This window comes from Clostridium sp. AF02-29 (assembly GCF_934835585.1).
Lineage (GTDB): Bacteria > Bacillota > Clostridia > Lachnospirales > Lachnospiraceae > Otoolea > Otoolea fessa.
The window spans coordinates 74,546-101,204 of record NZ_CAKVZK010000001.1; the positions used below are offsets into that span (position 1 = coordinate 74,546).

At 50.2% G+C, this 26,659-nt stretch carries 24 protein-coding genes; 21 read left to right on the forward strand and 3 right to left on the reverse strand.

Annotated features, from left to right (window positions below):
* Positions 1-28 precede the first annotated feature (28 nt).
* The 9 genes from rlmN to serS all read left to right on the forward strand — a co-directional run bounded on the left by rlmN (position 29) and on the right by serS (position 9,632).
* Positions 29-1,093: a 23S rRNA (adenine(2503)-C(2))-methyltransferase RlmN gene (rlmN, locus tag PUQ60_RS00285; protein ID WP_022358690.1), complete on the forward strand. Its 1,065-nt coding sequence runs from the start codon at positions 29-31 to the stop codon at positions 1,091-1,093.
* Entirely contained in the window at positions 1,090-1,836 is a 747-nt protein-coding gene (locus PUQ60_RS00290; protein ID WP_273380748.1) for a Stp1/IreP family PP2C-type Ser/Thr phosphatase, read from the forward strand. Before rlmN ends, PUQ60_RS00290 begins: the two co-directional genes overlap by 4 nt.
* Positions 1,833-4,079: a Stk1 family PASTA domain-containing Ser/Thr kinase gene (gene pknB / locus PUQ60_RS00295; protein WP_273380746.1), complete on the forward strand. Its 2,247-nt coding sequence runs from the start codon at positions 1,833-1,835 to the stop codon at positions 4,077-4,079. The genes PUQ60_RS00290 and pknB overlap by 4 nt, the downstream gene beginning before the upstream one ends.
* A gap of 25 nt (positions 4,080-4,104) precedes the next feature.
* On the forward strand, positions 4,105-4,998 hold the full coding sequence (gene rsgA / locus PUQ60_RS00300) for a ribosome small subunit-dependent GTPase A (protein ID WP_022358687.1): 894 nt from the start codon (positions 4,105-4,107) through the stop codon (positions 4,996-4,998).
* 33 nt (positions 4,999-5,031) lie between these two features.
* Positions 5,032-5,697: a ribulose-phosphate 3-epimerase gene (gene rpe, locus PUQ60_RS00305; RefSeq protein WP_022360278.1), complete on the forward strand. Its 666-nt coding sequence runs from the start codon at positions 5,032-5,034 to the stop codon at positions 5,695-5,697.
* A gap of 5 nt (positions 5,698-5,702) precedes the next feature.
* Entirely contained in the window at positions 5,703-6,353 is a 651-nt protein-coding gene (locus PUQ60_RS00310) for a thiamine diphosphokinase (protein ID WP_273380743.1), read from the forward strand.
* Between the two features lie 117 nt (positions 6,354-6,470).
* Entirely contained in the window at positions 6,471-7,073 is a 603-nt protein-coding gene (locus PUQ60_RS00315; RefSeq protein WP_022360276.1) for an ECF transporter S component, read from the forward strand.
* Positions 7,074-7,325: 252 nt separating this feature from the next.
* The gene (locus tag PUQ60_RS00320; protein ID WP_118472671.1) at positions 7,326-8,162 is read left to right on the forward strand and encodes a pyridoxamine kinase; all 837 of its coding nucleotides are present in this window, start codon (positions 7,326-7,328) and stop codon (positions 8,160-8,162) included.
* A gap of 192 nt (positions 8,163-8,354) precedes the next feature.
* Positions 8,355-9,632, forward strand: coding sequence for a serine--tRNA ligase (gene serS, locus PUQ60_RS00325; protein WP_022360274.1), 1,278 nt, complete (start codon positions 8,355-8,357; stop codon positions 9,630-9,632).
* Positions 9,633-9,741: 109 nt separating this feature from the next.
* Here the strand turns inward: serS and PUQ60_RS00330 are convergent, their stop codons facing one another.
* Positions 9,742-11,484 (reverse strand): NFACT RNA binding domain-containing protein, encoded by a 1,743-nt coding sequence (locus PUQ60_RS00330; RefSeq protein ID WP_273380646.1) that lies wholly within the window; start codon positions 11,482-11,484, stop codon positions 9,742-9,744.
* A 144-nt stretch (positions 11,485-11,628) separates the two neighbouring features.
* Between PUQ60_RS00330 and PUQ60_RS00335 the strand changes: the two genes are divergently transcribed.
* The 9 genes from PUQ60_RS00335 (at position 11,629) to PUQ60_RS00375 (ending at position 18,834) form a co-directional block, all read left to right on the forward strand.
* On the forward strand, positions 11,629-12,507 hold the full coding sequence (locus PUQ60_RS00335; protein WP_118468641.1) for a YicC/YloC family endoribonuclease: 879 nt from the start codon (positions 11,629-11,631) through the stop codon (positions 12,505-12,507).
* A 108-nt stretch (positions 12,508-12,615) separates the two neighbouring features.
* Positions 12,616-13,236, forward strand: a complete 621-nt coding sequence (gene gmk, locus PUQ60_RS00340) for a guanylate kinase (protein WP_273380649.1) — start codon at positions 12,616-12,618, stop codon at positions 13,234-13,236.
* A 20-nt stretch (positions 13,237-13,256) separates the two neighbouring features.
* Positions 13,257-13,508: a DNA-directed RNA polymerase subunit omega gene (rpoZ, locus tag PUQ60_RS00345; protein ID WP_107000406.1), complete on the forward strand. Its 252-nt coding sequence runs from the start codon at positions 13,257-13,259 to the stop codon at positions 13,506-13,508.
* Positions 13,509-13,641: 133 nt separating this feature from the next.
* Positions 13,642-14,985, forward strand: a complete 1,344-nt coding sequence (gene rimO / locus PUQ60_RS00350; protein ID WP_273380651.1) for a 30S ribosomal protein S12 methylthiotransferase RimO — start codon at positions 13,642-13,644, stop codon at positions 14,983-14,985.
* On the forward strand, positions 14,969-15,511 hold the full coding sequence (gene pgsA, locus PUQ60_RS00355) for a CDP-diacylglycerol--glycerol-3-phosphate 3-phosphatidyltransferase (protein WP_118628485.1): 543 nt from the start codon (positions 14,969-14,971) through the stop codon (positions 15,509-15,511). The genes rimO and pgsA overlap by 17 nt, the downstream gene beginning before the upstream one ends.
* A gap of 1 nt (position 15,512) precedes the next feature.
* The gene (locus tag PUQ60_RS00360; protein WP_273380654.1) at positions 15,513-16,766 is read left to right on the forward strand and encodes a competence/damage-inducible protein A; all 1,254 of its coding nucleotides are present in this window, start codon (positions 15,513-15,515) and stop codon (positions 16,764-16,766) included.
* A 103-nt stretch (positions 16,767-16,869) separates the two neighbouring features.
* On the forward strand, positions 16,870-17,208 hold the full coding sequence (locus PUQ60_RS00365; protein ID WP_022360266.1) for a hypothetical protein: 339 nt from the start codon (positions 16,870-16,872) through the stop codon (positions 17,206-17,208).
* Positions 17,209-17,330: 122 nt separating this feature from the next.
* Positions 17,331-18,428, forward strand: a complete 1,098-nt coding sequence (locus PUQ60_RS00370) for a hypothetical protein (protein WP_273380658.1) — start codon at positions 17,331-17,333, stop codon at positions 18,426-18,428.
* Position 18,429: 1 nt separating this feature from the next.
* Positions 18,430-18,834: a GerW family sporulation protein gene (locus PUQ60_RS00375; protein ID WP_022360264.1), complete on the forward strand. Its 405-nt coding sequence runs from the start codon at positions 18,430-18,432 to the stop codon at positions 18,832-18,834.
* A 268-nt stretch (positions 18,835-19,102) separates the two neighbouring features.
* Here the strand turns inward: PUQ60_RS00375 and PUQ60_RS00380 are convergent, their stop codons facing one another.
* Together PUQ60_RS00380 and PUQ60_RS00385 are read right to left on the reverse strand one after the other, a co-directional pair.
* Positions 19,103-20,170 (reverse strand): HAMP domain-containing sensor histidine kinase, encoded by a 1,068-nt coding sequence (locus PUQ60_RS00380; RefSeq protein WP_273380660.1) that lies wholly within the window; start codon positions 20,168-20,170, stop codon positions 19,103-19,105.
* Positions 20,167-20,844 carry a response regulator transcription factor gene (locus tag PUQ60_RS00385; RefSeq protein WP_273380662.1) on the reverse strand — a complete coding sequence of 226 codons (678 nt, stop codon included), beginning with the start codon at positions 20,842-20,844 and terminating at the stop codon, positions 20,167-20,169. The genes PUQ60_RS00380 and PUQ60_RS00385 overlap by 4 nt, the downstream gene beginning before the upstream one ends.
* Before the next feature lie 207 nt (positions 20,845-21,051).
* Between PUQ60_RS00385 and PUQ60_RS00390 the strand changes: the two genes are divergently transcribed.
* The 3 genes from PUQ60_RS00390 to PUQ60_RS00400 all read left to right on the forward strand — a co-directional run bounded on the left by PUQ60_RS00390 (position 21,052) and on the right by PUQ60_RS00400 (position 26,649).
* On the forward strand, positions 21,052-22,344 hold the full coding sequence (locus PUQ60_RS00390; RefSeq protein ID WP_273380664.1) for an efflux RND transporter periplasmic adaptor subunit: 1,293 nt from the start codon (positions 21,052-21,054) through the stop codon (positions 22,342-22,344).
* 19 nt (positions 22,345-22,363) lie between these two features.
* The gene (locus PUQ60_RS00395; protein ID WP_273400764.1) at positions 22,364-25,372 is read left to right on the forward strand and encodes an efflux RND transporter permease subunit; all 3,009 of its coding nucleotides are present in this window, start codon (positions 22,364-22,366) and stop codon (positions 25,370-25,372) included.
* Positions 25,373-25,458: 86 nt separating this feature from the next.
* Positions 25,459-26,649, forward strand: coding sequence for a TolC family protein (locus PUQ60_RS00400; protein WP_273400761.1), 1,191 nt, complete (start codon positions 25,459-25,461; stop codon positions 26,647-26,649).
* Positions 26,650-26,659 lie beyond the last annotated feature (10 nt).

Below are 26,659 nucleotides of genomic sequence, written 5' to 3' on the forward strand. Positions count from 1 at the left end.
CATATAGGAGAGAGGGAGGCAGTCCGATATGGAAAAGCAGGATATAAAATCAATGACGCAGGAGGAACTGCGTGCCTTTTTGGTGAGTCTGGGCGAAAAACCATTCCGGACCGCCCAGATCTATCAGTGGATGCATGAAAAACTGGCATCTTCCTTTGACGATATGACAAACCTTTCCAAGGTACTCCGGCAGAAGCTGCAGGACGCGTGCGAGTATGTATCGCTGGAAAAGGTACGGGTGCAGATTTCGCAGATCGATGGAACCCGCAAGTACCTGTTCCGCCTCGCGGACGGCAATGTCATCGAGAGTGTCCTGATGCGTTATAAGCATGGAAATTCCGTTTGTATTTCCTCGCAGGTGGGGTGTCGGATGGGCTGCCGTTTCTGTGCTTCGACCCTGGACGGCTTGGAACGGAACCTGCGCCCGTCGGAGATGCTGGACCAGATTTATCAGATTCAGCGCGATACAGGCGAACGCGTTTCCAACGTGGTTGTGATGGGATCGGGTGAACCGCTGGACAATTACGATAACCTGATCCGCTTTATCCATCTTTTGACGGAGGAAGGCGGACTGCATATCAGTCAGCGGAATGTGACGGTTTCCACCTGTGGGCTGGTTCCGAAGATCCGGGAGCTGGCAGATCAGGGACTGACCATCACGCTGGCACTTTCTCTGCATGCGCCGAATGACGAGGTGCGGAAGAGCCTGATGCCGATCGCGCGTACATATGCGTTAAAGGATGTATTGGCGGCCTGTCATTACTATTTTGAAAAAACGGGACGCCGCATGACGTTTGAGTACAGCCTGGTGCAGGGAGTCAACGACAATCTGGACGAGGCGCGCGAGCTGGCGGCGTTGATTCAGGATCAGCACGGGCATGTGAATCTGATTCCGGTCAATCCGATCAAGGAGCGCTCTTATGTACAGTCGGGACGGAAAGCGATCGAAGCATTTAAGGGATGTCTGGAATCTAAGGGAATCAATGTGACAATCCGGCGCGAGATGGGGCGCGACATAGACGGTGCCTGCGGACAGCTCCGGAAGAGCTATATGGATAAAGAGCAGGAGAAAGAAGGTGCGGCGGTCAAATGAAAGCATACGCACTGACGGATATCGGAAAAATGCGTAAGGTCAATCAGGACGCCCAGTTTGCCAGCACGGAGCCGGTGGGAGAACTCTCCAACCTGTTTGTCGTGGCGGACGGAATGGGCGGTCATCAGGCGGGAGATTTCGCTTCGCGCTATCTGATCGAGCATATGCCGGAATATATCAAAGAGAGTGGTGAGAATGAGCCGGTCGCGGCGCTTCGAAAGGGGATCGAGGCAGTCAATCAGGAACTTTATTCCCTTTCCTGTGAGCGCGAGGAGCTTGCCGGCATGGGAACAACGCTGGTAGCGGCTTCCATTCAGGGAAATACACTCTACGTGGCAAACGTGGGGGACAGCCGTCTCTACCGGATTGAGCGCTCCGGCATTCATCAGATTACCCGGGATCATTCCTACGTGGAGGCGATGGTCTCGCTGGGACAGATGAGCCGCGGCAGCCGGGAATATGAGACGAAGAAAAATATCATTACCCGCGCAGTCGGGATCGGTGGGCATGTGGAGCCGGATTTCTTTGAGGTTTCACTGAACCCGGGCGATTACATACTGCTGTGTTCGGACGGGTTAACCAATATGGTGGATAATTCAGCAATTTACCGGATGGTGCTTCTGCCGGGAAGCCTGGACACCAAGGCAAGGGCGCTCACGGCGCTCGCAAACCAGAACGGCGGGAAAGATAATATCGCGGTCATATTGATTGACCCGCAGATCAAGGAGGTGAGAGAATCATGATGCTGAAACCGGGAACTTATCTGCAGGATCGCTATGAGATCCTCTCACTGATTGGTACGGGCGGCATGTCAGAGGTGTATCAGGCAAAATGCCACACTCTGAACCGTCTGGTGGCGATCAAGGTTTTAAAGGATGAGTACAGCCAGGATGCGAATTTCGTCAGCAAATTCAAGATGGAGGCGCAGGCGGCGGCAGGGCTTTCCCATCCCAATATTGTGAGTGTTTATGACGTTGTGGATGAGGGCAGTCTTCATTATATCGTCATGGAACTCATCGAGGGAATCACGCTGAAAAGCTATATTCTCAAGAAAGGTCATCTGGGCGTCAAAGAAACGATTGGAATTGCCATCCAGGTAGCGCAGGGACTGGCAGCGGCACATGACCAGCATATTGTGCACCGGGACATCAAACCGCAGAATATGATTATATCGCGTGACGGCAAGGTGAAGGTGGCGGATTTCGGTATCGCCAGAGCTGTATCGTCCCAGACGATCGGGGTCAATGCGGTCGGTTCCGTGCATTATATCTCGCCGGAGCAGGCAAAAGGAAATTATAGCGACGGACGAAGCGATCTGTATTCACTGGGAATCACGATGTATGAGATGCTAACAGGAAAACTTCCGTTTGACGGGGATACCCCGGTTTCAGTGGCACTGGCACATCTGGAAGAACCGGTGCAGCCGCCGAGCCGCATCAACCCGGAGGTGTCGGCAAGCCTGGACCGCATTATTTTAAAATGTACCCAGAAAAAGCCGGAACGCCGTTACCAGAATGCGTATGAGCTGATCGCGGATCTGCGCCATGCGCTGGTGGATCCAAACGATGATTTTCTGAAAAAAGAACCGGAATTTGATGAAAATTCCCCGACAGTCGTGCGCGGGGCAGAGGAACTGAACCGCCAGATGGAGGCACAGAGAAATCGAAATCTGGAACAGACGATGGAACATCCGGCAGTGAGTGAAAAGACCGGACCGGTTCCGACAGAAAATGAACGTGGTGAGGTAGTCTGGAAAGAGCCGGAACAGCCGGAGAAAGAGATAGAAGGTTGGCAGGAAGAAGAGACGGATGTCTATGAGGAAGAAACCTCAAGGCGCCCAGACCGTAGACGGAAGGGACGCCGTATAGAAGAAGACAGCGAGGATGTCAATCCGCAGATGGAGCGCCTGCTTACGATGATTGGAATCGGTGCAGCCGTATTGATTGTGGTGGTTGTGATTGTCATTGCTGCGAAGTTGACAGGCATCTTTAATCTGGGATCTGGTAGTCAGAAGCATCCGAAGACGACCGTTGAAGCTTCTTCGGAGGCGTCTGAGAGCGAGAGTCTGGAATCAACGGAGTGCAGGGTTCCGCCGCTGGACGGCATGACGGAGGATGAGGCGAAGACAGCATTGGAAAAGCAGTCGTTGAAAATCCGTTATGAATATGCAAAGTCGGAAACCTCTGAAAAAGGGAAGGTCATCGGTCAGAGTATTGCCAGCGGCACGGTTGTCTCGAAACAGACGGAAGTTATCGTCACGATCGGAGAAGGCAATGAGGCAATAGATTTGACGAAACTTGGACTGGAAGAGATGTCCGGCGAGGATGCAGAGACGCTTCTGGCAGAAGAAAATAAACTGACCGTAGTAGTGCAGAAAGAGAGCAGCGATACGGTTGCCTCCGGTATAGTGATCCGGTACAGCCCGTCCAGCGTGGATCCGGGCGGTACGGTGACGCTGTATGTCAGCACAGGTCCGAACGTACCGACGGTACCGATGCCGAGGATTACAGGGCTTTCAGAGGAAAATGCAAAAGTTGTTCTGGAAGCGGTCGGATTAGAGCTTGGCGAGCGCAAGGAAGCGAAGAGTTCAGAAGTAGCAAAGGGCAAGATCATCAGTCAGGATGTCCTGGAGAAAACAGATACACCGGAGGGAAGTGCCATTGGCTATACAGTCAGTCTGGGAAAAGGAACCCGCTATGTGGCGGCGATCAACGATGAATTCCAGATGAGTGAACTGTTTGGACCAAGTTCCGGAGATACGCATATCCGCGTCAGTATTGTGATGAAGCAGACGATTGCCGGCAATACTGTGACTAAGACGGTCATGGAACCGAGGGAGATCGGCGGCGATATCACGCTTCCGATTCATTATAATATCGAGGGAGCGGACGGTGTGCAGACAGGCGAGCTGCAGATCCTCGATCTGACGAACGATCGGGTTCTAAAAACGTATCAGCTTGAATTTGTGGAAGTTTCAGATAATTAATAAGAGGTAGTTGTAAGGTACAGATATGCAGGGAAAGATAATTAAAGGGATCGGCGGTTTCTATTATGTACACGACGGTATTGGAAAGGTATATGAATGCCGTGCAAAGGGAATTTTCCGAAATCGCGGCATCAAGCCGCTGGTAGGCGATGACGTGGAGATCAGTGTTCTCGATGAGGAGAAGGCGACAGGCAATCTCGATGAGATCCTTCCTCGTAAAAACCGTCTGATCCGCCCGGCGGTTTCAAATGTTGATCAGGCGGTGGTGGTTTTTGCCATCACCGATCCGATGCCAAATTTAAACCTTCTCGATCGCTTCCTCGTCATGATGGAACGGCAGGAAGTTCCGGTCAGCATCTGTTTCAACAAGATCGATCTGGTCGATGCAGCCGAGCAGGAGAAGCTGCGTGCAATCTATGAACCGGCGGGCTATCCGGTGCATTTTATCAGCACCTACGAAAAATCAGGGCTGGAGGAGTTTCATCGGTTGATCATTGGGAAAACAACGGTCTTGGCAGGACCTTCGGGTGTCGGAAAATCGTCGATCACGAACTTTATCCAGCCGGAGGCACAGATGGAGACGGGCGGTATCAGTGAGAAGATCCGCCGGGGCAAACATACGACGCGCCATTCAGAACTGTTTTTCGTGGAAGAGGGCACCTATATGATGGATACGCCGGGATTCAGTTCTCTCTATATCGAGGATCTGGAGCCGGAGGCGCTCAAGGACTTTTTCCCGGAATTTGAGGCATATGAGGATGAATGCCGTTTCTTAGGCTGTGTCCACATTGGCGAGCGCGAATGCGGCGTCAAGACGGCGGTGCAGGAGCATAAGATCGGGCAGAGCCGGTATGACAATTACCGTTTGATGTATCAGGAATTAAAAGAGAAAAAGAAATACGGCAGAAGCAGCCGTTGACGGTATTATACAAGAAATTGGGAGGAAAGAACCATGATTATATTATCACCTTCGATTCTGGGGGCAGATTTTACGAAGCTGGGAGAGCAGGTCGCTGAGGTGGACAAGGCAGGCGCACAGTACATCCATCTGGATGTGATGGATGGCGCGTTTGTGCCGAGTATCTCCTTTGGAATGCCGGTGATTAAGAGCCTGCGCCCGGTGACGGATCGTGTGTTTGACGTACACATGATGGTGGAAGAACCGGGACGTTATGTAGAGGATATCAAAAAAGCGGGGGCGGATCTGATCTGTGTGCATCAGGAAGCCTGTCTTCATCTGGACCGCACGATCGCGCAGATCCGTGAGGCAGGGCTGCAAACAGGTGTAGCGTTAAATCCGGCGACCCCGGTTGAGACACTGGATGTTATTTTGCCGGAGGTGGACATGGTTCTTCTGATGACGGTCAACCCGGGATTTGGCGGTCAGAAATTTATTCCATATACGGTAGAAAAAATCAAGAAGCTGCGCGCAATGTGCAGCGAGAGGGGACTTTCCACCCGCATTGAGGTGGACGGCGGAATCACGCCGGACAATGTGCGGACGGTATTAGAGGCAGGAGCCGATGTGATCGTGGCGGGAAGCGCCGTATTTAAGGGAAACCCGGCTGGGAATGTAAAAACATTTTTAAATATTTTTCAGGAATTTGAACAGGGATGATGAAGATGAAGCGTTGTTTGATTGTGACAGGCGGAACGATTGATATTGCGTTTGCGAAAGATTTTCTCTCACAGCGCTCGTATGACTATGTAATTGCGGCAGATGCGGGGCTGGAGGTTCTGCGCCCGCTGCATATTTCTCCGAATGCGGTGGTCGGCGATCTGGACACGGTGGATAAAAAGGTTCTGGAAGAATATCAGAACCAGCCGGGCATCGAATTTGAGATCCATAAACCGGAGAAGGATGAGACGGATACGGAGCTGGCGCTTTTGACGGCGGCGCGCCAGGGCTGTGAGGCAGTTGATATCCTGGGGGCGCTGGGCGGCCGTATGGATCACGCCATCGGCAATATCCAGCTGATGTATCAGTTTTTCTGCCAGGGAATGGAAGTGAATATTTATGATGCCCGCAACCGCCTGTATCTTCTGGGCGGGCATAAGGTATTTCACCGGGAAGAGGTGTATGGAAAATACATTTCGTTCCTGCCGATGACCGAGACTGTCGAGGGACTGACGCTGCGGGGATTTAAATACCCGCTCCAGCGGCGGACGATCGGGCTGGGGACGAGTCTCTGCATCAGCAATGAACTCAAACGGGAAGAGGGCATTCTGGAGCTGGAGAAAGGCGTCCTTTTGTGCGTGGAGGCACATGATTAATCCGGATAAAAAAGTGGCAAGTTATAACTGACCTGCTTAAAATGATAAAAACTGTATGTTTTTCAGGGGACAAGATTGTGCTATGATGAGTCCAATAACAAGGGAGGATGAAACATCATGGCAAACAAATCAAATCAGGCTTACAAAATCGCGATGGTCGGTCTGCTGGCAGCTCTCTCCTATGTCGTATTTACATACGGACAGGTGAAGATCACACTTCCGGGCGGCGATGCAACTTCCATTCATCTGGGAAATGCAGTCTGTGTCATCGGGGCACTCTTAGTCGGCGGCTTTTACGGCGGTTTGGGAGGTGCTATCGGCATGACGATAGGTGACCTTCTCGATCCGGTTTATATTGTATATGCACCGAAGACATTTATCTGCAAACTCTGCATCGGACTGATCGCCGGATTCGTAGCACATCGTCTGGGCAAGATTGACCGGAGCACCGATAAGAACCACATCCTTGGTTTTACGATTGCAGCAGCGGTGGCAGGTCTTTTGTTCAACGTCATTGCAGATCCGCTGATCGGATATTATTATAAACTCTGGATCATTGGTAAACCGGCGGCAGAGCTCACACTTGCATGGAATATCGCAGCGACTTCGATCAATGCGGTGACATCTACGATTGCGTCTGTTGTTATATATATGGCAGTTCGTCCGGCACTCCGCAAGGCAGGTTTTCTGGATGCATTGTCTGTAGAAGCGAGAGCATAAGGCAATTTTATCTCAGTCGAGAAGAATTAAAATGAAATACATACAGGAGACTGTGGTTGGGCAGAATGGGAAAAACATCTGTCCGGGCGCAGTCTCCTTGTTGCGTCATTAGAGTGTGCGGCTTATGAAACACAAATGCATAGATACACGCTTGTAGAAACCAGAATCATGCCACAGGCAGTCGTATCTGCTGCGAGAATATGTTAGATTATAAAGTTGCTTAAAATCTAAGAAAATGAGGAAAAATTATACATGGAAGGAATTCAGAAGAAAATAGCGGTTTTAAATGACCTGTCAGGCTATGGGCGCTGTTCGCTGACGGCGGCGATGCCGGTTATCAGCGCCCTCAAGGTACAGTGCTGTCCGGTGGTGACGGCGGTGCTGTCCAATCACGCGGGATATCCGGAATGCTATATGGATGATTATACCGATCGGATGGAGGCATACCTGGAGCCGTGGCGGAAGATGGGATTTGAGATGGACGGAATCATGACTGGATTCTTAGGTTCCGCCAGACAGGCGTCGATCGTGGCAGATTTTATCCGGGATTTCAAACGGGAAAATACGCAGGTTTTGGTAGATCCGACGATGGGCGACCACGGACATCTCTACAGCGTCTGTGACGAGGATCTGATCGAGGCGATGCGGGAGCTGATGCAGTATGCGGACGTTGTCACGCCAAATCTGACGGAAGCCTGTGCCCTGACGGACACGCTGTATCAGGAAAATGGATGGAGTAAGCGCAAGCTCTCAGATCTGACCTGGAAGCTTCACCTTTTGGGCGCGCGGTCAGTCATTTTGACAGGCGTGGTCAAGGGCAAACAGATCCTCAACGTGATCCATGAGCGCGGCAAGGAGCCGGTCTTTCATGCAACTAAATTTGTGGCGGGCAATTACCACGGAACCGGGGATGTCTTTGCAGCAGTCATCGGTGCCAGCATGGTGCGAGGTGTGCCGATGGAGGAAGCCGTCAGACGGGCGGCAGCTTTTACAAAAAAATGTGTGGAAAAGACAGAAGAACTTGGTGCCCCGGAGCAGGACGGACTGTGCCTGGAGGCGTGTCTGTCCTATTTGACGAAGTTGAGTTAAATATAATGGGCAGTCTATCCTGTTTTGTTTCAAAATGCAAAAATGATGTTACTGGGCACGTATGCGTGAACAATAACAAAATGATTTGAAGAACAGAGGAACTCTTGAAACAGGGCTTTTCATTCGTACAAAGTTGTAGTATAATTATAACTAGTTTTCGTGCAGTTAATTGCATAACAGTAGGAGGAAGATATGTTAGATCTTAAATTCGTCAGAGAAAATCCTGACATTGTAAAGCAGAATATTAAAAATAAGTTCCAGGACAAGAAAATTCCGCTGGTAGATGAGGTAATTGAGCTGGATGCCAAGAACCGTGCAGCGAAGAAGGAAGCAGACGATCTGCGTGCGAACAAGAACAAGATTGCAAAACAGATCGGCGCTCTGATGGGTCAGGGAAAGAAAGAGGAAGCAGAAGAGCTGAAGAAACAGGTAGCAGAGCAGTCTGCCCGCCTGTCTGAGCTGGAAGAGCAGGAGAAGGATCTTGGCGAGCGCATCTTAAAGATTATGATGACCATCCCGAACATCATTGATCCGAGTGTTCCGATCGGTAAAGACGACAGCGAGAACGTAGAGATCGAGCGCTTCGGCGAGCCGGTTGTACCGGATTTCGAGATCCCGTACCACACCGAGATTATGGAGAAATTTAACGGCATCGATCTGGACAGTGCCAGAAAGGTAGCTGGAAATGGTTTCTATTACCTGATGGGCGATATCGCAAGACTTCATTCTGCTGTTATCGCATATGCAAGAGATTTCATGATTGACCGTGGATTTACCTACTGTATCCCGCCGTTCATGATCCGCAGCAATGTTGTAACCGGCGTTATGAGTTTCGATGAGATGGATGCGATGATGTACAAGATCGAGGGCGAGGATCTTTACCTGATCGGTACCAGCGAGCACTCTATGATCGGTAAATTCATTGATACCGTAGTTCCGGAGGAAGAGCTTCCGAAGACACTGACCAGCTATTCTCCGTGTTTCCGTAAAGAGAAGGGCGCTCACGGCATCGAGGAGAGAGGCGTATACCGCATCCACCAGTTTGAGAAACAGGAAATGATCGTAGTCTGCAAACCGGAAGACAGCAAGATGTGGTATGACAAACTGTGGAAGAACACCGTGGACCTGTTCCGTTCCATGGATATTCCGGTTCGTACTCTGGAGTGCTGCTCCGGAGACCTGGCTGATCTGAAAGTAAAATCCGTTGATGTAGAGGCATGGTCCCCGCGTCAGAAGAAATATTTCGAGGTTGGAAGCTGCTCCAACTTAGGTGATGCACAGGCAAGACGTCTGAAGATCCGTGTCAACGGCAAAGACGGCAAATACTTTGCACACACCTTGAACAACACTGTAGTAGCTCCGCCGCGTATGCTGATCGCATTCTTAGAGAACAACCTGCAGGCAGACGGTTCTGTCCGCATTCCGGAGGTTCTGCGTCCGTATATGGGTGGTAAGAGCGAGATTCGCTAAGTTCATTTGAGTCCAGTAAAAAAACGCCATGGGTTGTGTGCCTGTGGCGTTTTTTACTGGACTCATTGTGAATTGCAGAAATATAGACATTGTCTTTTTTCAGGCGGCATTATGATGGCAGTTCTTCCAGCTGATTCGACGGCGTCGCCATCATCGAATAATTCGTATGATAAATCACAAATCCCGGAGCAGCGCCCGCTACTTTTTTGACCTGCTTTTTCTGTACATAATCGATCTCAACTTTTTCATTTTCCCGTCCCTTGGAATAGTAGGCAGCCAGCCCGGCAGCTTCCTCGAAGGTGCGGTCCGGAAGCTCTTTTCCTTCGGATTTCACAATGACATGGGAACCCGGAATTCCTTTTGCGTGGAACCACCAGTCATTTCCAGTCGCGATCTTGAAGGTCAGCTCCTCATTCTGGTAGTTGTTTTTGCCGACGTAGATATGGAATCCGTCGGAGGAAAGGTAGTGGAATGGGCGGCTTGTGATTTTCATTTTCTTTCCAGCCGGACCGTGCTTTTTGATGAAGCCATATTCCGTCAGCTCCTGCTTGATCTGGGTCAGATCTTCCTCCTTTAAGGCAATATCGAGGGAGGTACTGATGGATTCGAGGTGCTCGATCTCCTGCTTCGTCTCCTCAATGAGCTGGCTCTGAGCCTCGAAAGTACGTTTGAGCTTTCCATATTTGTCAAAATACTTCTGCGAATTTTCGCGGGCGGTCAGCTGCGGGTCAAGCGGGATCTTGACCTCTTTTCCTGTGTAGTAGTTCGTGCAGACAAGTTCTTTTTCGCCGCCGGTCAGCTCATAACCGTAGGTGTTTAACAGCTCGCCGTAGAGCTTGTATTTATCCCGTTTTTCGGTGTCCTTTAACTGTTTCTGCTGCAAATCGTATTTTTTATAATTGCGCTCCAGGGCAGTCTGGACGATCCGGCGCAGATCCGAGGATTTCTGGCGGATTCGTGTGATAACGTTCTTGGACGCATAGTAGGTCTCCAGCACTTTACTGATCGAATCAAAGTGTTCGACCTGATATTCCGGCGGGAACGAGGTCAATGGGAGAGCGGCAAATTCCATTGGCTCATCTTCACGGTATACGATGCAGGGCGAGAACTGTCCATTTTTGATGGATTCCATTGCCAGTTCCAGCGTGTGCCCGAGGTGCGTGCGCTCCAGCTCATTCAGTTCCGATGCGGGGCGGTCGGCATCGATCGATGCCTCATAGCAGAATTCTTCTGCCATGACCGGGCTGATACCGGTGAAATTCGTGTAAATGGCCTTTCCTGCCGGTGCCGGTGACTGTGCCAGAATGGCGGCGAAATCATCGGCAGATGCAGTCAGCGGATCCTGCTTCGCGACCGTCTGCGGGAGGAAATATTGCCGTCCCGGCAGAACCTCGCGCACGGAGCTGACCTGCACGGAGATATGTTTGATACTGTCGAGGATCGTGCCGTCAGGGCTGCAGAAAATGATATTGCTGTATTTTCCCATCAGTTCGACGATAAGCAGCTTGCGGCAGAGGTCACCCATCTCGTCCAGATGTTCGATCTCAAAATGAATACAGCGTTCCAGACCCGGCTGGCTGACCGACACGATGCGTCCGCTTCCGATGTGCTTGCGAAGCAGCATGCAGAAATTCGGGGCAGTCATCGGTCCCTGCTTGTTGGTATCCGTCAGATATGCCAGCGGAAGACTTGCGTTGACCGAGAGAAGAAGCCGTTTCGTCTCCCGGAAGTTCTTTATGGTAAAAAGAAGTTCATCGCGCTCGGTCTGCGTGATCTTTGCGATCTTGCCGCCGGTAAGCGCGTTACTAAACTCCTTAACCAGGTTTGCGATTACAATTCCGTCAAATGCCATGGTTTTGGTGCTCCTTTATTTGTGTAGTATCTACTATTATAATGAAAGAAGACACGAAAAACAATCACTTTTAAATTCGGTTGACGCTTGCGGCGATTTGCATTATAATACCATTATCTATGGATGAAAGAGAGAGGCGTCACTATGCTTAAAAGTATGACTGGATTTGGCCGATGCGAGATGGCAACGGATGAATATAAGATTTCTGTGGAGATGAAGGCGGTAAACCACCGTTACCTGGATCTCAGCATTAAGATGCCGAAGAAATTTAATTACTTTGAGGCGGCGATTCGCGCGCAGCTCAAGAAATACATTCAGCGGGGAAAGGTAGATGTCTTTATTTCCTATGAAGATTATACGGATGAGAAGATGTCCTTAAAGTACAATCGTTCCCTGGCCGGCGAGTATATGGATTATTTCCGTCAGATGGCGGACGAGCTTGGGATTCCGAATGACGCGACGGTGATGCGTCTTGCACGGTGTCCGGAGGTCTTTACGATGGAGCAGGCGCCGGAGGACGAGGAGCATATGTGGCAGATTCTCGAAAAGGCGATCGGCGAGGCGGCAGAGAAATTTGTCGAGACACGCACACGCGAGGGTGAGAATCTGAAGCAGGATCTGCTTGGCAAGCTGGACTATATGGTAACGCTGGTCGATCAGATTGAAGAACGTTCCCCGAAGATCGTGGAAGAATACCGGGCGAAACTGGAAGATAAGGTGAAAGAGCTTCTGGAAGGAAGCAGCGTCGATGAAGGCCGGATTGCGGCAGAGGTTGTGATTTTTGCAGATAAGATCTGCACCGATGAGGAGACGGTCCGCCTGAGAAGCCATATCGAGGCGACCCGCAAGGAGCTGACGGCGGGCGGAAGCGTCGGACGTAAGCTGGATTTCATTGCACAGGAGATGAACCGCGAGGCGAATACGATCCTTTCCAAGGCAAACGATCTGGAGGTTTCCGATTGTGCGATTGCACTCAAGACAGAGATCGAAAAAGTCAGAGAGCAGATTCAGAATATTGAATAGCCGATCATGCTGGAAGAGGTATTCACGGAAAGCTGCCGTTGGCGGTGAAAATACGGAGAATATGAAATATTGTAATAATAGATAGAATTTAGAAAGCAGGCGAAATATATGGATAATCAGGGAGTACTGGCAGTTATATCCGGATTTTCAGGGGCAGGCAAGGGAACATTGATGCGTGCATTGCTGGAGCGGTATGACAATTATGCCCTTTCCATCTCCGCGACCACCCGCGCACCGCGCGAGGGCGAGGTTGATGGAAGAGAGTATTTCTTTAAGACCCGGGAAGAGTTCGAACAGATGATCGAACACGATGAGCTGGTCGAATACGCCCAGTATGTCGGAAACTATTACGGCACACCGAAGGAGTATGTGTTTTCCAACCTGAAAGCGGGCAAGGATGTCCTTTTGGAGATTGAGATTCAGGGTGCCCTGAAAATCAAGAAGAAATTCCCGGAGGCAGTTCTCATTTTTGTCACGCCGCCGAGTGCCGGGGAGCTTAGAAACCGGCTGGCAGGTCGTGGAACCGAGACACCTGAGAAGATTGCCGCACGGCTTTCGAGAGCAGCGGAGGAGTCCAAGCAGATGGATGACTACGATTTCATTCTGGTGAATGATGAGGTAGACCGCTGTGTAGAAAAAATGCACGCACTGATTCAGGCGATGCATGCCAGAACAGAAAATCACAAGACTTTGATTGAAAAAATAAAAGAAGAGATGAAGCAATTCTGAAAGGAGAAAGATGTATTATGATGCTGCGTCCGTCATATCTTGACTTAATTAATGTTGTAAACAAAGAGGCTGAGCCGGGGAAAGAACCGCTGATTCAGAGCCGTTACTCCATCGTAATTGCGACTGCAAAGCGTGCAAGACAGCTGATCGCCGGTGATGAGGCACTGGTCATTGAGAATGGAAGAAAACCGCTTTCGATCGCGATCGACGAGCTGTACCATTCTAAGGTTAAAATTGTAGCAGAGAACGATTCCCCGGAGGAAGAGGTCTAAAAGGTGACAGAAGACCGTCCCGTGTTCATTATGTACATGGAGATGGTCTTTTCTTAGATATAGATTTTTTGTGACGGTTCAAATCGATTATGGTTACAGAAATTTTTTAAATATGGTATTAGGAGAGAATTGAATGAAATTACTTTGTATATCCCTTGGCTGCGATAAAAACCTGGTTGATGCAGAGCGTATGCTGGGTTCGCTGAGCCAGGACGGGTACACGTTTACCGATGACGAGCAGGAGGCAGATGTCATTCTGGTCAATACCTGTTGCTTTATCAACGATGCCAAGGAGGAGAGTGTCAACACTATCTTAGAGATGGCAGAGTACAAAAAGAGCGGAACCTGCAAGGCGCTCTTAGTCAGCGGCTGTATGGCACAGCGTTACAAGGAAGAGATCCTGCAGGAGGTGCCGGAGGTGGACGGTATTCTCGGTACGACCAGCTATGATGAGGTCAGCAAGGTGCTGGCGGAGGCGCTGAAGGGCGAGAGGGTATCTGATTTCCACGATTTGTCCGAACTTCCGGAGACGAAGATGCGGAGCAAACGTCTGGTGACGACCGGCGGACATTATGCTTTTTTAAAGATTTCCGAGGGCTGTAACAAACGGTGTACCTATTGTATTATCCCGTCCCTGCGTGGACCGTACCGCAGTGTGCCGATGGAGCAGCTTCTCGCAGAGGCAAAGGAGCTTGCGGATCAGGGTGTGAAGGAACTGATTCTTGTCGCACAGGAGACGACGCTTTACGGCGTGGATTTGTATGGAGAGAAGACCCTGCCGAAACTTTTACATGAACTGGCACAGATCGATGGAATCGAATGGATCCGCATCCAGTACTGTTATCCGGAGGAGATCACCGAGGAGTTGATTCAGGCGATCAAGACGGAAGAAAAAGTCTGTCATTACCTGGATATTCCAATCCAGCACGCGAGCGATGCCGTTCTCAAGCGGATGGGACGCCGCACGAATCAGGCGGAGCTTCGGGAGCGGATCGCACATCTGCGGGAAGAGATCCCAGATATTGCACTCCGCACGACCTTAATTTCCGGTTTCCCGGGTGAGACACAGGAGGATCATGAGGAACTGATGCGGTTCGTCGATGAGATGGAATTTGACCGCCTGGGCGTGTTTGCATACTCTGCAGAAGAGGACACACCGGCAGCCGGATATCCGGATCAGGTACCGCAGGAGGTCAAGGAAGACCGCCGCGACGAGATCATGGAGCTGCAGCAGGAGATTGCCTTTGAGAAAGCCGAGGATATGAAAGGCCGTGTGCTTGAGGTTATGATCGAGGGAAAAGTGGCAGACGAGAATGCTTTCGTGGGACGTACCTATAAAGACGCGCCGAACGTAGATGGTTTGATTTTTGTCAATGCGGATGTTCCGCTGATGTCCGGCGATTTCTGCCGTGTCCGCGTAACGGGAGCACTCGAATATGATTTGATAGGAGAGTTGGCTGATGAATTTACCGAATAAGCTTACGACGCTTCGCGTCATCATGATTCCGTTTTTTGTGTTTTTCCTTCTCTGGCAGAATGGTGAAAACCATACCTTCCGTATGATTGCACTGGCACTGTTTATCATAGCCAGCCTGACCGATCTTCTGGATGGAAAGATTGCCAGAAAGTACAATCTGGTTACGAACTTTGGAAAATTTATGGATCCGCTCGCGGACAAGCTTCTAGTGTGCTCGGCGCTCATCTGCCTGATTGAGCTGAACGCGCTTCCAGCCTGGATGGTTATCATCATCATCAGCCGGGAGTTTATCATCAGCGGATTCCGTCTGATCGCCTCGGACAACGGAGTTGTCATCGCCGCCAGCTATTGGGGCAAATTTAAGACGACGTTTCAGATGGTATCAGTGGTGTTATTGATTCTGGATATTCCGGCGCTTGCGTTTGTCACGACGATCTGTGTCTGGATCGCGCTGCTGCTGACGATTGTGTCACTTGTTGATTATATTTACAAGAATCATAAAATACTGACAGAAGGGAGTATCTGATATGATAGTCGAACTGATCTCGGTAGGAACAGAGCTGCTGCTTGGCAATATCGTCAATACCAATGCGCAGTATTTATCGGAAACGTGTGCAAAGCTGGGGCTTAACGTCTATTACCAGACGACGGTAGGGGACAACCGAGCGCGCATGACAGAAGTTTTCCGGACGGCGCTCTCGAGAGCCGATCTCGTTATCATCGGCGGCGGTCTGGGACCGACGGAGGATGATATCACGAAGGATGTCTGCGCGGAGCTGATGGGAATGTCGTTAGTCGAGGATCCGGAGGTGCGGGCACATCTGGAGGACTGGTACCGGCAGCGCAAGCGCACCGATATTCCGGATAGCAACTGGCGTCAGGCGCTGGTGCCGGAGGGCGCGGTGGTATTTTCCAACACAAACGGAACAGCTCCGGGACTTGCCCTGGAGAAAAACGGTAAGACCGCGATTCTTCTTCCGGGACCGCCGAACGAACTGTATCCGATGGTGGAAGATCAGGTTTGTGCCTATATTCAGAAACGCTCTGACTGTGTGATCTATTCCCAGATGCTCAAAATCTGCGGATACGGGGAGAGCAAGGTGGAGGAGATGCTTCTCGACCTCATCGACCAGCAGACGAACCCGACGATTGCGACCTATGCAAAGACGAAAGAAGTACATCTGCGCGTGACCGCGAGAGCCGAGAGCGAAGACGCGGCAAAACAGCTGTTAAAACCGGTTATCAAAGAGATCAAGAAACGGTTCGGTAATGCGGTTTACACGACGGATGAGCATGAGAATCTGGAGGATGTCGTTGTCCGCCTCTTAAAGAAATACGACCTGACTGTGACAACCGCAGAGTCCTGCACAGGTGGTCTGATCGCCGGACGCATCGTCAACGTGCCGGGGGCTTCAGAGGTCTTTAACGAGGGATACGTGACGTATTCCAATAAGGCAAAGAAAAAGATCCTGGGCGTCAGTAAGGCGACCCTGAAAAAATACGGCGCGGTCAGCGAACAGACGGCGCGTGAGATGGCTGCAGGCGGTGTATTTACGACGGATGCGGATGCCTGTATCGCTGTGACCGGCATCGCCGGACCGGACGGCGGAACCGAGGAGAAACCGGTGGGACTCGTCTATATCGCATGTTATATGAAGGATAAAGTCAAAGTAGAGGAATACCATTTCCGCGGAAACCGCGAGAAGGTGCGTGAGCAGACGGTGATTCAGGCGCTGGATCTGCTGAGACGGTCGATTATTAAGAATTATAAAAAAGATTGATCACGTAAAGGAGGGAGAGCTGACAGGCGGGGAGAAATAGCCGGAAACGTGCTGTTTTTAGAGCGCCATGGATCAGGCTCTCCTTTTTTAGGAGGCGGGGACGATGATTTGGTATAAATATCTGTATCTGGGAGAAACTGCTAAAAAGCATCGTTTTTCGATTCTACAGAAACTCCGCCTCGGAAAGGTACAGCCGGGCGTTCACGTGATCACGCCTGCCTCAGGCGGACACAACCTGCTTGACATCCTGCCTGCCTATGTGCTCCGGCAGAATTATTACCGGGAGCAGGCGGATCTGCTGATCGTAGGGGTCGGCGCGAGCTACCAGGATGCCGTGGAGACGGTGGGGCGGATTGTGGATGAGACGTACCGCGAGACGGGTGGATTTGATGTGAAGACGTATCTGAGAGAGAAGGAAGACAGGCTGAGGAAAAAGAGGTAAGTATTTTGCAGCCTTTTATGAAGTTTTTTTGGACTGAAAATGTCTTTTGACCCCAACATCATATGATACAGAGCTGATACATGAATTTGTCAATGAAAGAATAAGAAGTGGGAGGGGATGGAGTGCTGCATATTTTGTTCATAATCTTGAAAATACTCGGAATCCTGCTTCTTGTCATTCTGGGACTGTTGTTTCTGTGCCTGATGGCGGTTTTATTTGTCCCGATTCGATACCGGGGGAACGGAAGCTACCACAGTATCAAGGATTTTGGCGTGCATCTGCATATCCATTGGCTGCTTCATGCGGTGTCGCTGCGGATTGCTTATGAAAATGGGCTTCGATATGCGGTTAAGTTGTTTGGATTCCGGATTTTCGGGAGTGAGAGTGAAGAGAAAGATACGGAATCTGGGCGTGTGCGGGAAGGCACGCAGGCAGCGGATTCGGATGAGCTGGAATTTGTAAGTGCGCAGGAGAAAACAGAGGATGATGATTTAGACACCGGTGAACTGATTTTGCGGGCGGAAGCAGCATCGGAGAAGACAGACGCCGCGATCGAGAAAGCGGAGGAAACTGCCAGGCTGCTGGAGGAGGCGGTGAAGAGACGGAGTGCGCAGAGGGAGGCGGAAATGTCTCCAGCTGTGAAGAATGCAGATGCATTTCCAGATGTGAAGGAGGCGGGAGTGTCCGAGGCAGAAGGAGAAACGCATCGGGCAAAGAATGAATTAAAATCAAATCCCAGCCAGGAAAAGCGTGAATCGTTCCTTCCTAGAATCATTAGCTGGTTCAAACAAAAATGGAGCGCCCTGCGGCAATCCCTCTCAAAGCTGCTTACCCGAATCAACAACCTGGAGCACAAACGCCAATCCGTCCTTGCATTTATAGAAAATGAAGAAAATCAGAAGTCATTTCGCCTGATCAAACGCCAGCTCATGCGAGTTCTGCGGCATATATTTCCCAGAAAGCTGTCCGGGCAGGTTACGTTTGGCGTGGAGGATCCTTATTTGATGGGACAAATTTTGAGTGTGGCGGCTTTTTTGTATCCAGTTTACGGAAAGAAGATTGATTTGACTCCGGTCATGGATGCAAATGCGCTGGACGGGGAGCTTTCGTTCCGGGGCAGAGTCCAGATTGGCGTGCTGGCATTGATGGCGCTTCGGATCTGGATGGATAAGAATGTACGGACACAGGTTTATAAATATAGAAACCGAGGAGGAAGATAATATGGCAGACAATCAGTTTGCATCGACAATCGGTGCATTATTTCAGGGTATGGATGAGTTCGTCACGACAAAGACAGTCGTGGGAGAGCCGGTGACAGTTGGCGATGCGATTATACTTCCACTCGTGGATGTAACCTGCGGCATGGCGGCGGGCGCGTTTGGTCAGTCGGCGAAAGAGAAGAATGCGGGCGGCATGAGCGCCAAGATGACGCCGAGCGCGGTGCTGGTCATTCAGAATGGCATGACGAAGGTGGTCAATATCAAGCATCAGGATGCATTGACCAAGGTTCTCGACATGGCACCGGATCTCGTCAATAAATTTGTCGGCGGAAGCACCGGACCGATCGATGCGGAGACGATGCAGACAGCTGAGAAAATGGCGGGCGAGATGGAAGAGAAGAAATAAAGAAATTAAAATCAAAACGCTTCATAGAATGATCATAGCACACGATCGAATGTCAGATGTCTCTGGCAATGATCGCCTGCTATTTAACTTCTTTTGAAAACAGACATTTCAGAGAGGTATCATTCTATGAAGCGTTTATTTGGTTTAGTCCTTTTTTCAATGGGATTTGGCATGACCCTGGTGCTCATTTTCCCAAAGAATTTTCTATGGGTCAGCATCGCCATTTCTCTGATGATTGTCGGGTACAATATGTTTTGCCGATGAGATTCTATGCTTTTTCAAGCGGCAGAATCACTGTAAAGCAGCTACCCTCGTCCACCTGGCTGGATACCTCGATGGTACCGTGCATCAGGTCGATGATCCGTTTCGTGATGGAAAGTCCCAGCCCGTTGCCCTTTTCATTGGGATCAGAGTTCCTGCTGTAAAATTTTTCAAAGATCCGTTTCATCGTGGCGTCATCCATGCCGACGCCGGTATCGCGGATGGAGACACGCACCTTATCTCCTGTGATAACGAGTTTGGCAGAAAGCATACCGCCAGCCGGGGTGAATTTGATGGCATTTTGCAGGAGATTGATCCAGACCTGCTGCAGCATCTCACAGTTGCCGTAAAATTTGCACGCCGTCAAATCAACGTCGAGATTCAGATGCTTTTTCTCCCAGAGCGGTTCCAGCAGAAGAATCGCCTGACGGATTTGTTCGTCGAGGCTGAACTTCGTGCGGCCAGTCACGATCTCCTGCTTTTCCAGGCGGGAAAGCAGAAGAATGTTGCCGGTCATCGTGGTAAGCTGGCGCGTGCTGTCGATGATGATGCGCGTGTATTCATTCCGGTCCGCCTCTGAGAGAGATGGATCCTGCAGCAATGTCGCATAGCCCTCGATGGCGGCGAGCGGTGTCTTGAACTCATGGGAAACCGTGGTCACGAAATCATTTCGCAGCGATTCGATGCTGTTTAACTCCTGCACCATACGGTTAAAATTGTCGGTTAGTTCACAGATCGCCTGCAAAGACTTCGAATTTGGCACATGAACAGAAAAGTCTCCGTCTGCTACCTGCTTAGCGGCAAGGCTTATGGAACCGATCGGGCAGAGGATTTTCGACCAGAGGAACAGCGACAGCGCGATACTGAATGCAAGGCTGCTCAAAAATGACATCAGACGCGGAAAATTCGGACCGAAAATCCGAAAAACTTCGTGTTTATCTGTTCCGCTTGTGAGCAGCGAGACAAAATATCCGGTCAGCATCGGTATCAACGAGGACACCAGGAAGAAAAAGACCAGGAGGGTCAGCCAGTAGAGTGGAATCTGGAAATATTTGGTAAAGTTCTTGCTGATCATGCTTCTGTTTTCACCGCCTTATAGCCGAGACCCCGCACGGTCATGATGATAAAATCATCGCAGTTTTTAAACCGTTCGCGCAGCCGGTTGACATGCACATCGACCGTCCGTTCGTCGGTTGTCGAGTCAAGCCCCCAGATTTCGTCCATGAGCTGCTGCCTCGTGAAAATCTTATTTGGATAAGAAAGTAATTTATATAGAAGATAAAATTCTTTCTGCGGCAGAAGCGTCTCCTGCCCGTTGACCGTGACCGTCAGTGCATCGTAGTCGAGAATCGTATTTTGGCAGACAATCCGATGCTCCGTCGCGATCTTGGCGCGTTTGAGCAGGGCGCCAACCCGCAGAACCATCTCATTGACATCGATCGGCTTCACCATGTAGTCATCCGTGCCTGCCTGAAAGCCGCGCTGCTTGTCTTCAAAGCGCTCTTTGGCGGTGATAATCAGGATCGGCATCGTAAATCCACTCGTCCGCAGGTGATCAATCAGTTCATATCCGTCCATTCCGGACATCATAATATCCGAAATAATGAGATCTACATATTCAGAATCTAAAAGAGATAATGCTTTTTCGCCGCTTTCTGCCGGAAGCGCCAGATAACCATTGTTGGTGAGTACCGTGCAGAACAGGGAACGCAGTTTCGCATCATCTTCTACCACGAGAATGTGACACATATCCGTAAAACCTCCCTATAATTCAATTAAAAAGATGTAATATCATAAGTACTCATAGTATACCACATAAGTTTAAACTGATTGTGAACGGTGCAACACATTTTTTTCACGGTTCGTTTACATTCAGTTTATATGTAGTTGAAACTCGTTTAAAAATGGGATGTTATACTAGGGACAATCAGGAAAAACCAGAAAGGAATATGCGAAATGAGTAAACGATCTTCTCTGATGGAAGCGGCAAAACAGAATAAAAAGAAAACAGCCATCATCGCGGTGGTGGTGGTGCTCGTACTTGCGGCGCTTTTTATGCGTTTCAAGGGTGGCAGCAAAGGAGGTTCAGGCGGCGGTCCGGGCGGTCCGGGCGGTATGCAGGACACGCAGATAGACAATGTGGCGACGGTTGCGGCTGAGAATCCAAAGAGCGGAACGATCGAGCGGACAACCAGCACATCCGGTACTGTCGAGGCATCGGACGTTGTCTATGTCTATGCGAAGGCATCCGGCGATGTGACGGGTGTCAACGTCAGCGTCGGTGATATGGTGACAGCGGGTCAGCTTCTCTGTACGATCAATACCGAACAGGTTGAGACGGCGAAAAATGCGATGGACTCCGCCTCTGTTAACCTGACCGAGGCACAGAGCAATTTAAGCCGTATGCAGCTTCTTTATCAGGGAGGAGATATTTCTGATCAGGAATGGGAGCAGTATCAGAACCAGGCGAAGACGGCACAGTTAAATTATGAATCGGCAAAATTAAACTACGATCGCCAGGTGGAATACAGTTCCGTGACCGCACCGATCTCCGGCAAGATTGAGACGATGGATATTGATGTATATGATCATGTCAACCAGCAGGCGCAGCTCTGCGTTATCTCCGGTGAGGGAGATAAAAGGGTATCGTTCTACGTATCCGAGCGTGTTATGAGCAACTTAAACCAGGGCGACGCGATGACGATTGTAAAAGATGGAGCGACTTATGATGGTGTGATTACCGATGTCAGCAGCATGGCGGACGAGAGCAACGGTCTGTTTAAGATAAAAGCAGAGCTGCCGGAGGCGAACAGCCTTTCAACGGGAAGTACTGTCAAGGTAACAGTAACTTCTGAGCGTGCAGAGAATGTCATGACCGTGCCGGTAGATGCGATCTACTATGATAACGGCGTTGGAAATGTCTATGTTTATCAGGACGGAACGGTACATAAAGTGGAAGTCGAAGTGGGGCTTTATAATACAGAGCTGGCGGAGATCAAGTCGGGGCTGACGGCAGATGATCTCGTCATCAGTACATGGAGTTCCCAGCTTTATGAGGGTTCAACCGTTAACTTAAAGGGTGAAGAAACAGACGCGGCAGCAGTGGATGAAGCTGGAAACCAGAAAGCCGATGCCCCGGCAGGCTCTGAAAATGGACAGAAAGCGGGCGATCCGGCAGATGGCGGAAACGATCAGCCTGCGGGTGGTACAGGTGCTCCGAAAGATAAAAAAAATGGACAGAAACAGTAGGACAGGAGGAATGTAAGACATGGGAGTAACGAAATATATCCTGAAACATCCGGTTACTACTGTCATGGCTCTGTTGTGTCTGGTTGTATTCGGCATTTCATCGGTCTTTTCGGCAAAGCTGGAGCAGATGCCGGATATGGAGACGCCTATGCTGATTATCATGGCAAATTATTCAGGCGCAGGACCGGAGGATATCAGCGCGCTGGTAACCGAACCGATCGAGGAGGCGATCGGCACGATGGAAGGCGTGGACACGATTTCCTCCACATCGAGCGATGGACGTTCGATGATCATGCTTCAGTACGATTACGGCACCGATATGGATGAGGCATATGACAACTTAAAGCAGAAACTGGACAATATCCAGCGGGCGCTTCCGGATGATGTGGAACCGAGCGTTATGTCGATGAACTCCAATCAAGGAGACAGCATGATGCTTTCGATTGCACATAAGACGCAGACAAACCTCTACGATTATGTGGATCAGAAGATAGTACCTGAATTAGAGCGAATTTCTTCAATTGCAAACATTGAGACGCGAGGCGGTTCTTCTAAGTACGTCAGCATTGAATTACAGTCTGAAAAAATGGATCAGTACAATCTGACCATGCAGGATGTTGCGAGTGCGATCAGCGATGCGAACGTGGCATCCCCGTCTGGTGAGGCAGATGCCGGAAATCTGGAGCTTTCCGTTACTACCTCCTTAAAAACAGAACAGGTAAATGAGCTGCAGGATATTCCAATCAAGACGCCGGCAGGACAGATTATTTCTCTGTCGGATGTGGCAAATGTGTATGAGGCAACGAAAGACCGGGGCGGCATTTCCCGTTACAACGGTCAGGAGACGATCTCCGTTTCGATTCAGAAGCAGCAGGACAGCACAGATATGGAAGTGTCCTCGGCTGTAAAAGAGAAAGTTGAAGAATTGATGGCAGATGATTCGGATCTGACGATCACGGTTGCAAATGATACATCTGACACGATTCTTGATTCCTTAAAAGACGTAGCAGAGACAATGGTTCTGGCGGTTATCATCTCCATGTTCATCATTTTCCTGTTCTTTGGCGATTATAAGGCGTCCCTGATCGTCGGAAGTTCGATTCCGACTTCGATTTTGATGTCCTTGATTGCGATCACGATGGCAGGATTTTCGTTGAACGTTATCACGATGAGTGCGCTGGTACTCGGCGTCGGCATGATGGTCGATAACTCGATCGTTGTACTGGAGAGTTGTTTCCGTGCAACGGCGGAGCAGGAAGACAAAGGGGCGCTGGGCTATTTTTCAGCAGCGCTTCATGGAACCGGCATTGTCATCAACTCGATCATCGGTTCGACGATCACGACTTGTGTCGTATTCCTGCCGCTGGCATTCTTAAACGGTATGACCGGACAGATGTTCAAACCGCTGGGATTCACGATCGTGTTCTGTATGTCGGCGTCCCTGCTTTCTGCGATGACGGTGGTTCCGCTGTGCTATTTGTTCTACAAACCGAGCGAGGCGAAGCGCGCTCTGATGGGACGTCCGATTGAACGTTTACAGAAATGGTACCGCGGCATCATGGACCGTCTGTTAAACCACAAGGCGATGGTTATGGGATTTTCGGTTCTGGTACTTGTACTGACGGTAATTCTGGCGAGCGGAATGCAGACGGAGCTGATGACATCGGATGATACCGGTACGGTCAGTGTCAGCATTGAGACGCGTCCGGGTCTGAAACAGGAAAAGATCGAGGAGGCGCTGGCAGAAGCGGAGGCGATTGTTTCCGCGAGCGACCAGGTTGATTCGTACATGCTGCGTTACAACGGAGACAGCGGCGAGATCAGTGCCTATCTGAAAGATGACCGTACCATGAAAACAGACGATGTAGCCGATCAGTGGCAGAAAGAGATGGATAACATTGCAAACTGTACGATCGACGTATCGGCATCGACTTCCATGAGCTTCATGGGAAGACAGCGCGGCTATGAAGTGATTCTTCACGGCACACAGTATGATGAATTAAAAGAAGTTAGTGATAAGATTGTCAAGGAAATGACAGCAAGAACGGATGTCATCAACATCCATTCCAGTATTGAGAATAATGCACCGATCATTACCCTGAAGATTGATCCGGTCATGGCAAAGGCGTATGGGCTCACGGCTTCCAGTATCGGAACGACGATCAACCAGATGTTGAGCGGTATTGACGCGACGACACTTAAAATTGACGGCGAAGACATTACGGTAACGGTTGAGTATCCGGAGGGCGAGTACGAGACAGTTGATAACATAAAAGATATTATTTTGACGGGAACAAACGGACAGAAGGTGGCACTGACCGATGTGGCAAATGTCGTATTTGAGGACAGTCCGGCTTCGATTTCCAGAACCGACGGTGCATATGAGATCACAATCTCTGCCGATTACACCGGTGATAATGTACAGCAGCAAATCAACAGTGAGGTAATTACTCCGAACTTAAGCGGTACAATCAGCATTGGGCAGAACAGCCGTGACCGTATGATGAAGAGTGAGTTCAGCTCCCTGTACCGCGCGATTGCGATTGCAGTCTTCCTGGTATTCGTTGTCATGGCGGCACAGTTTGAGTCTGTGAAGTTTTCCATCATGGTTATGACGACCATCCCGTTCAGTTTGGTTGGTTCCTTCGGATTACTGAAGCTGACCGGCGTCAGCATCAGTATGACGTCCCTGCTCGGCTTCCTGATTCTGGTCGGAACTGTTGTAAATAACGGTATTCTCTACGTGGATACGGTCAACCAGTATCGCTCCACGATGGATCTGCGGACAGCGCTCATCGAGGCAGGTGCGACCCGTATCCGGCCGATTCTGATGACAAGTATGACAACCATCCTCTCGATGATTCCGATGGCACTGGCAATCGGAAGCAGCGGTTCCACGACACAGGGTCTGGCGATCGTAGATATCGGCGGTCTGAGCGTAGGTGTGATTGTCGCGCTCTTCATGGTCCCAGTATATTACGCACTGCTGAGCCGGAAACCGAAGGAAGAGATACCGGATGTGGATTAGATATAGGTTAATAGAAAAAATATTGTAGGAAATAAAATATTTGCTGCGGAAATTAAAATCAGATATATCGGAATGGAGTGACATACATGAATCAAAATAGAAGATTATGCCTGACCCGCCGGATTGCCTCTGGCGTGGCAGCCTGCTCACTGGGAGTATTCCTGGCGGCAGGTGCGCCGGTCCAGGTATTGGCAGCCAGCCCGCAATTTGCATATTCCACAGAAAAATGGGCTTCGCTGCAGGATGATAAGCTCGAATTTGACGAGATTGCTGATCGGATCCATGAGTACAACAGCACAGTGGAGAAGAACCGGATCGAGTACAAGGATTATCAGGGCAAAGACAGCAATGAGATCGCGCAGGAATATTATGACGCGGCAGATGAGATCGAGAGCAGTATCGAGTACCCGGATTCAGATGATGCGAATTATGGTTCCGCACTGGCAGCAGCACAGAGAAGCGAGGCTTCCGCGACCCAGATGCGCGAGCAGGGCGATAATAACGTCGATGATGCGAATGTTAAGGCGTGGGGGTATACGCAGACCGAGAAATCGTTGGTACAGCAGGCGCAGAACCTGATGATCCAGTACTGGAATGCCCAGGAAAACTTAAAGAGTGTGCAGAATCAGGTGTCCAAGGCGGAAAAAGACTATGAGACGGCAAACTTAAAGCTTTCATCCGGAAGCGCGACCCAGACGGATGTGCTGGATGCCAAGGAGACTCTTTTAAAGGCGCAGGCGTCCATCACGACGGCGGAGAGCAATATTGCATCGACAAAGGAATCCCTGTGCCAGATGCTTGGATGGAAATATGGCGCATCAGTAGAAATCTGTGCATTACCGGACCCGCAGGAACAGATGAGTGCATCAATCAATCTCGAAGAGGACATTGCGAAAGCACAGGAAAATAATTATCAGTTAAAGATTCTGGCACGTCAGGTCAACAACGCGATGACAAGCACCCTTAAAGAGCAGTACCAGACAACTCTGACCAGCGGGAAGGAGGCAGTTAAGTCGAATGTCCAGTCGGCTTATCAGAATCTGAAGCTGTCTGAGGCACAGTATGAACAGGCAAAACGCAGCCTTGAATTAGAAGAAAAGACGAAACAGACCAACGACCGCAAGCTGACAGCCGGACTTATCAGCCAGAACGCATACCAGAGCGCAACCTATTCCTATGAATCGGCATCCGTGGCAAAAGAGACGGCAGCGATGTCGCTTCTCCAGGCGCAGCTCGCCTACCAGTGGGCGGTGGACGGCCTGGCGTCCACGCAGTAGAAAGGGGTGG

Bases quoted from the DNA above. Each gene is read 5' to 3' on its own strand.
- rlmN (WP_022358690.1), top strand. From the start codon at position 29: ATGGAAAAGCAGGATATAAAATCAATGACGCAGGAGGAACTGCGTGCC.
- PUQ60_RS00290 (WP_273380748.1), top strand. From the start codon at position 1,090: ATGAAAGCATACGCACTGACGGATATCGGAAAAATGCGTAAGGTCAAT.
- pknB (WP_273380746.1), top strand. From the start codon at position 1,833: ATGATGCTGAAACCGGGAACTTATCTGCAGGATCGCTATGAGATCCTC.
- rsgA (WP_022358687.1), top strand. From the start codon at position 4,105: ATGCAGGGAAAGATAATTAAAGGGATCGGCGGTTTCTATTATGTACAC.
- rpe (WP_022360278.1), top strand. From the start codon at position 5,032: ATGATTATATTATCACCTTCGATTCTGGGGGCAGATTTTACGAAGCTG.
- PUQ60_RS00310 (WP_273380743.1), top strand. From the start codon at position 5,703: ATGAAGCGTTGTTTGATTGTGACAGGCGGAACGATTGATATTGCGTTT.
- PUQ60_RS00315 (WP_022360276.1), top strand. From the start codon at position 6,471: ATGGCAAACAAATCAAATCAGGCTTACAAAATCGCGATGGTCGGTCTG.
- PUQ60_RS00320 (WP_118472671.1), top strand. From the start codon at position 7,326: ATGGAAGGAATTCAGAAGAAAATAGCGGTTTTAAATGACCTGTCAGGC.
- serS (WP_022360274.1), top strand. From the start codon at position 8,355: ATGTTAGATCTTAAATTCGTCAGAGAAAATCCTGACATTGTAAAGCAG.
- PUQ60_RS00330 (WP_273380646.1), bottom strand. From the start codon at position 11,484: ATGGCATTTGACGGAATTGTAATCGCAAACCTGGTTAAGGAGTTTAGT.
- PUQ60_RS00335 (WP_118468641.1), top strand. From the start codon at position 11,629: ATGCTTAAAAGTATGACTGGATTTGGCCGATGCGAGATGGCAACGGAT.
- gmk (WP_273380649.1), top strand. From the start codon at position 12,616: ATGGATAATCAGGGAGTACTGGCAGTTATATCCGGATTTTCAGGGGCA.
- rpoZ (WP_107000406.1), top strand. From the start codon at position 13,257: ATGCTGCGTCCGTCATATCTTGACTTAATTAATGTTGTAAACAAAGAG.
- rimO (WP_273380651.1), top strand. From the start codon at position 13,642: ATGAAATTACTTTGTATATCCCTTGGCTGCGATAAAAACCTGGTTGAT.
- pgsA (WP_118628485.1), top strand. From the start codon at position 14,969: ATGAATTTACCGAATAAGCTTACGACGCTTCGCGTCATCATGATTCCG.
- PUQ60_RS00360 (WP_273380654.1), top strand. From the start codon at position 15,513: ATGATAGTCGAACTGATCTCGGTAGGAACAGAGCTGCTGCTTGGCAAT.
- PUQ60_RS00365 (WP_022360266.1), top strand. From the start codon at position 16,870: ATGATTTGGTATAAATATCTGTATCTGGGAGAAACTGCTAAAAAGCAT.
- PUQ60_RS00375 (WP_022360264.1), top strand. From the start codon at position 18,430: ATGGCAGACAATCAGTTTGCATCGACAATCGGTGCATTATTTCAGGGT.
- PUQ60_RS00380 (WP_273380660.1), bottom strand. From the start codon at position 20,170: ATGATCAGCAAGAACTTTACCAAATATTTCCAGATTCCACTCTACTGG.
- PUQ60_RS00385 (WP_273380662.1), bottom strand. From the start codon at position 20,844: ATGTGTCACATTCTCGTGGTAGAAGATGATGCGAAACTGCGTTCCCTG.
- PUQ60_RS00390 (WP_273380664.1), top strand. From the start codon at position 21,052: ATGAGTAAACGATCTTCTCTGATGGAAGCGGCAAAACAGAATAAAAAG.
- PUQ60_RS00395 (WP_273400764.1), top strand. From the start codon at position 22,364: ATGGGAGTAACGAAATATATCCTGAAACATCCGGTTACTACTGTCATG.
- PUQ60_RS00400 (WP_273400761.1), top strand. From the start codon at position 25,459: ATGAATCAAAATAGAAGATTATGCCTGACCCGCCGGATTGCCTCTGGC.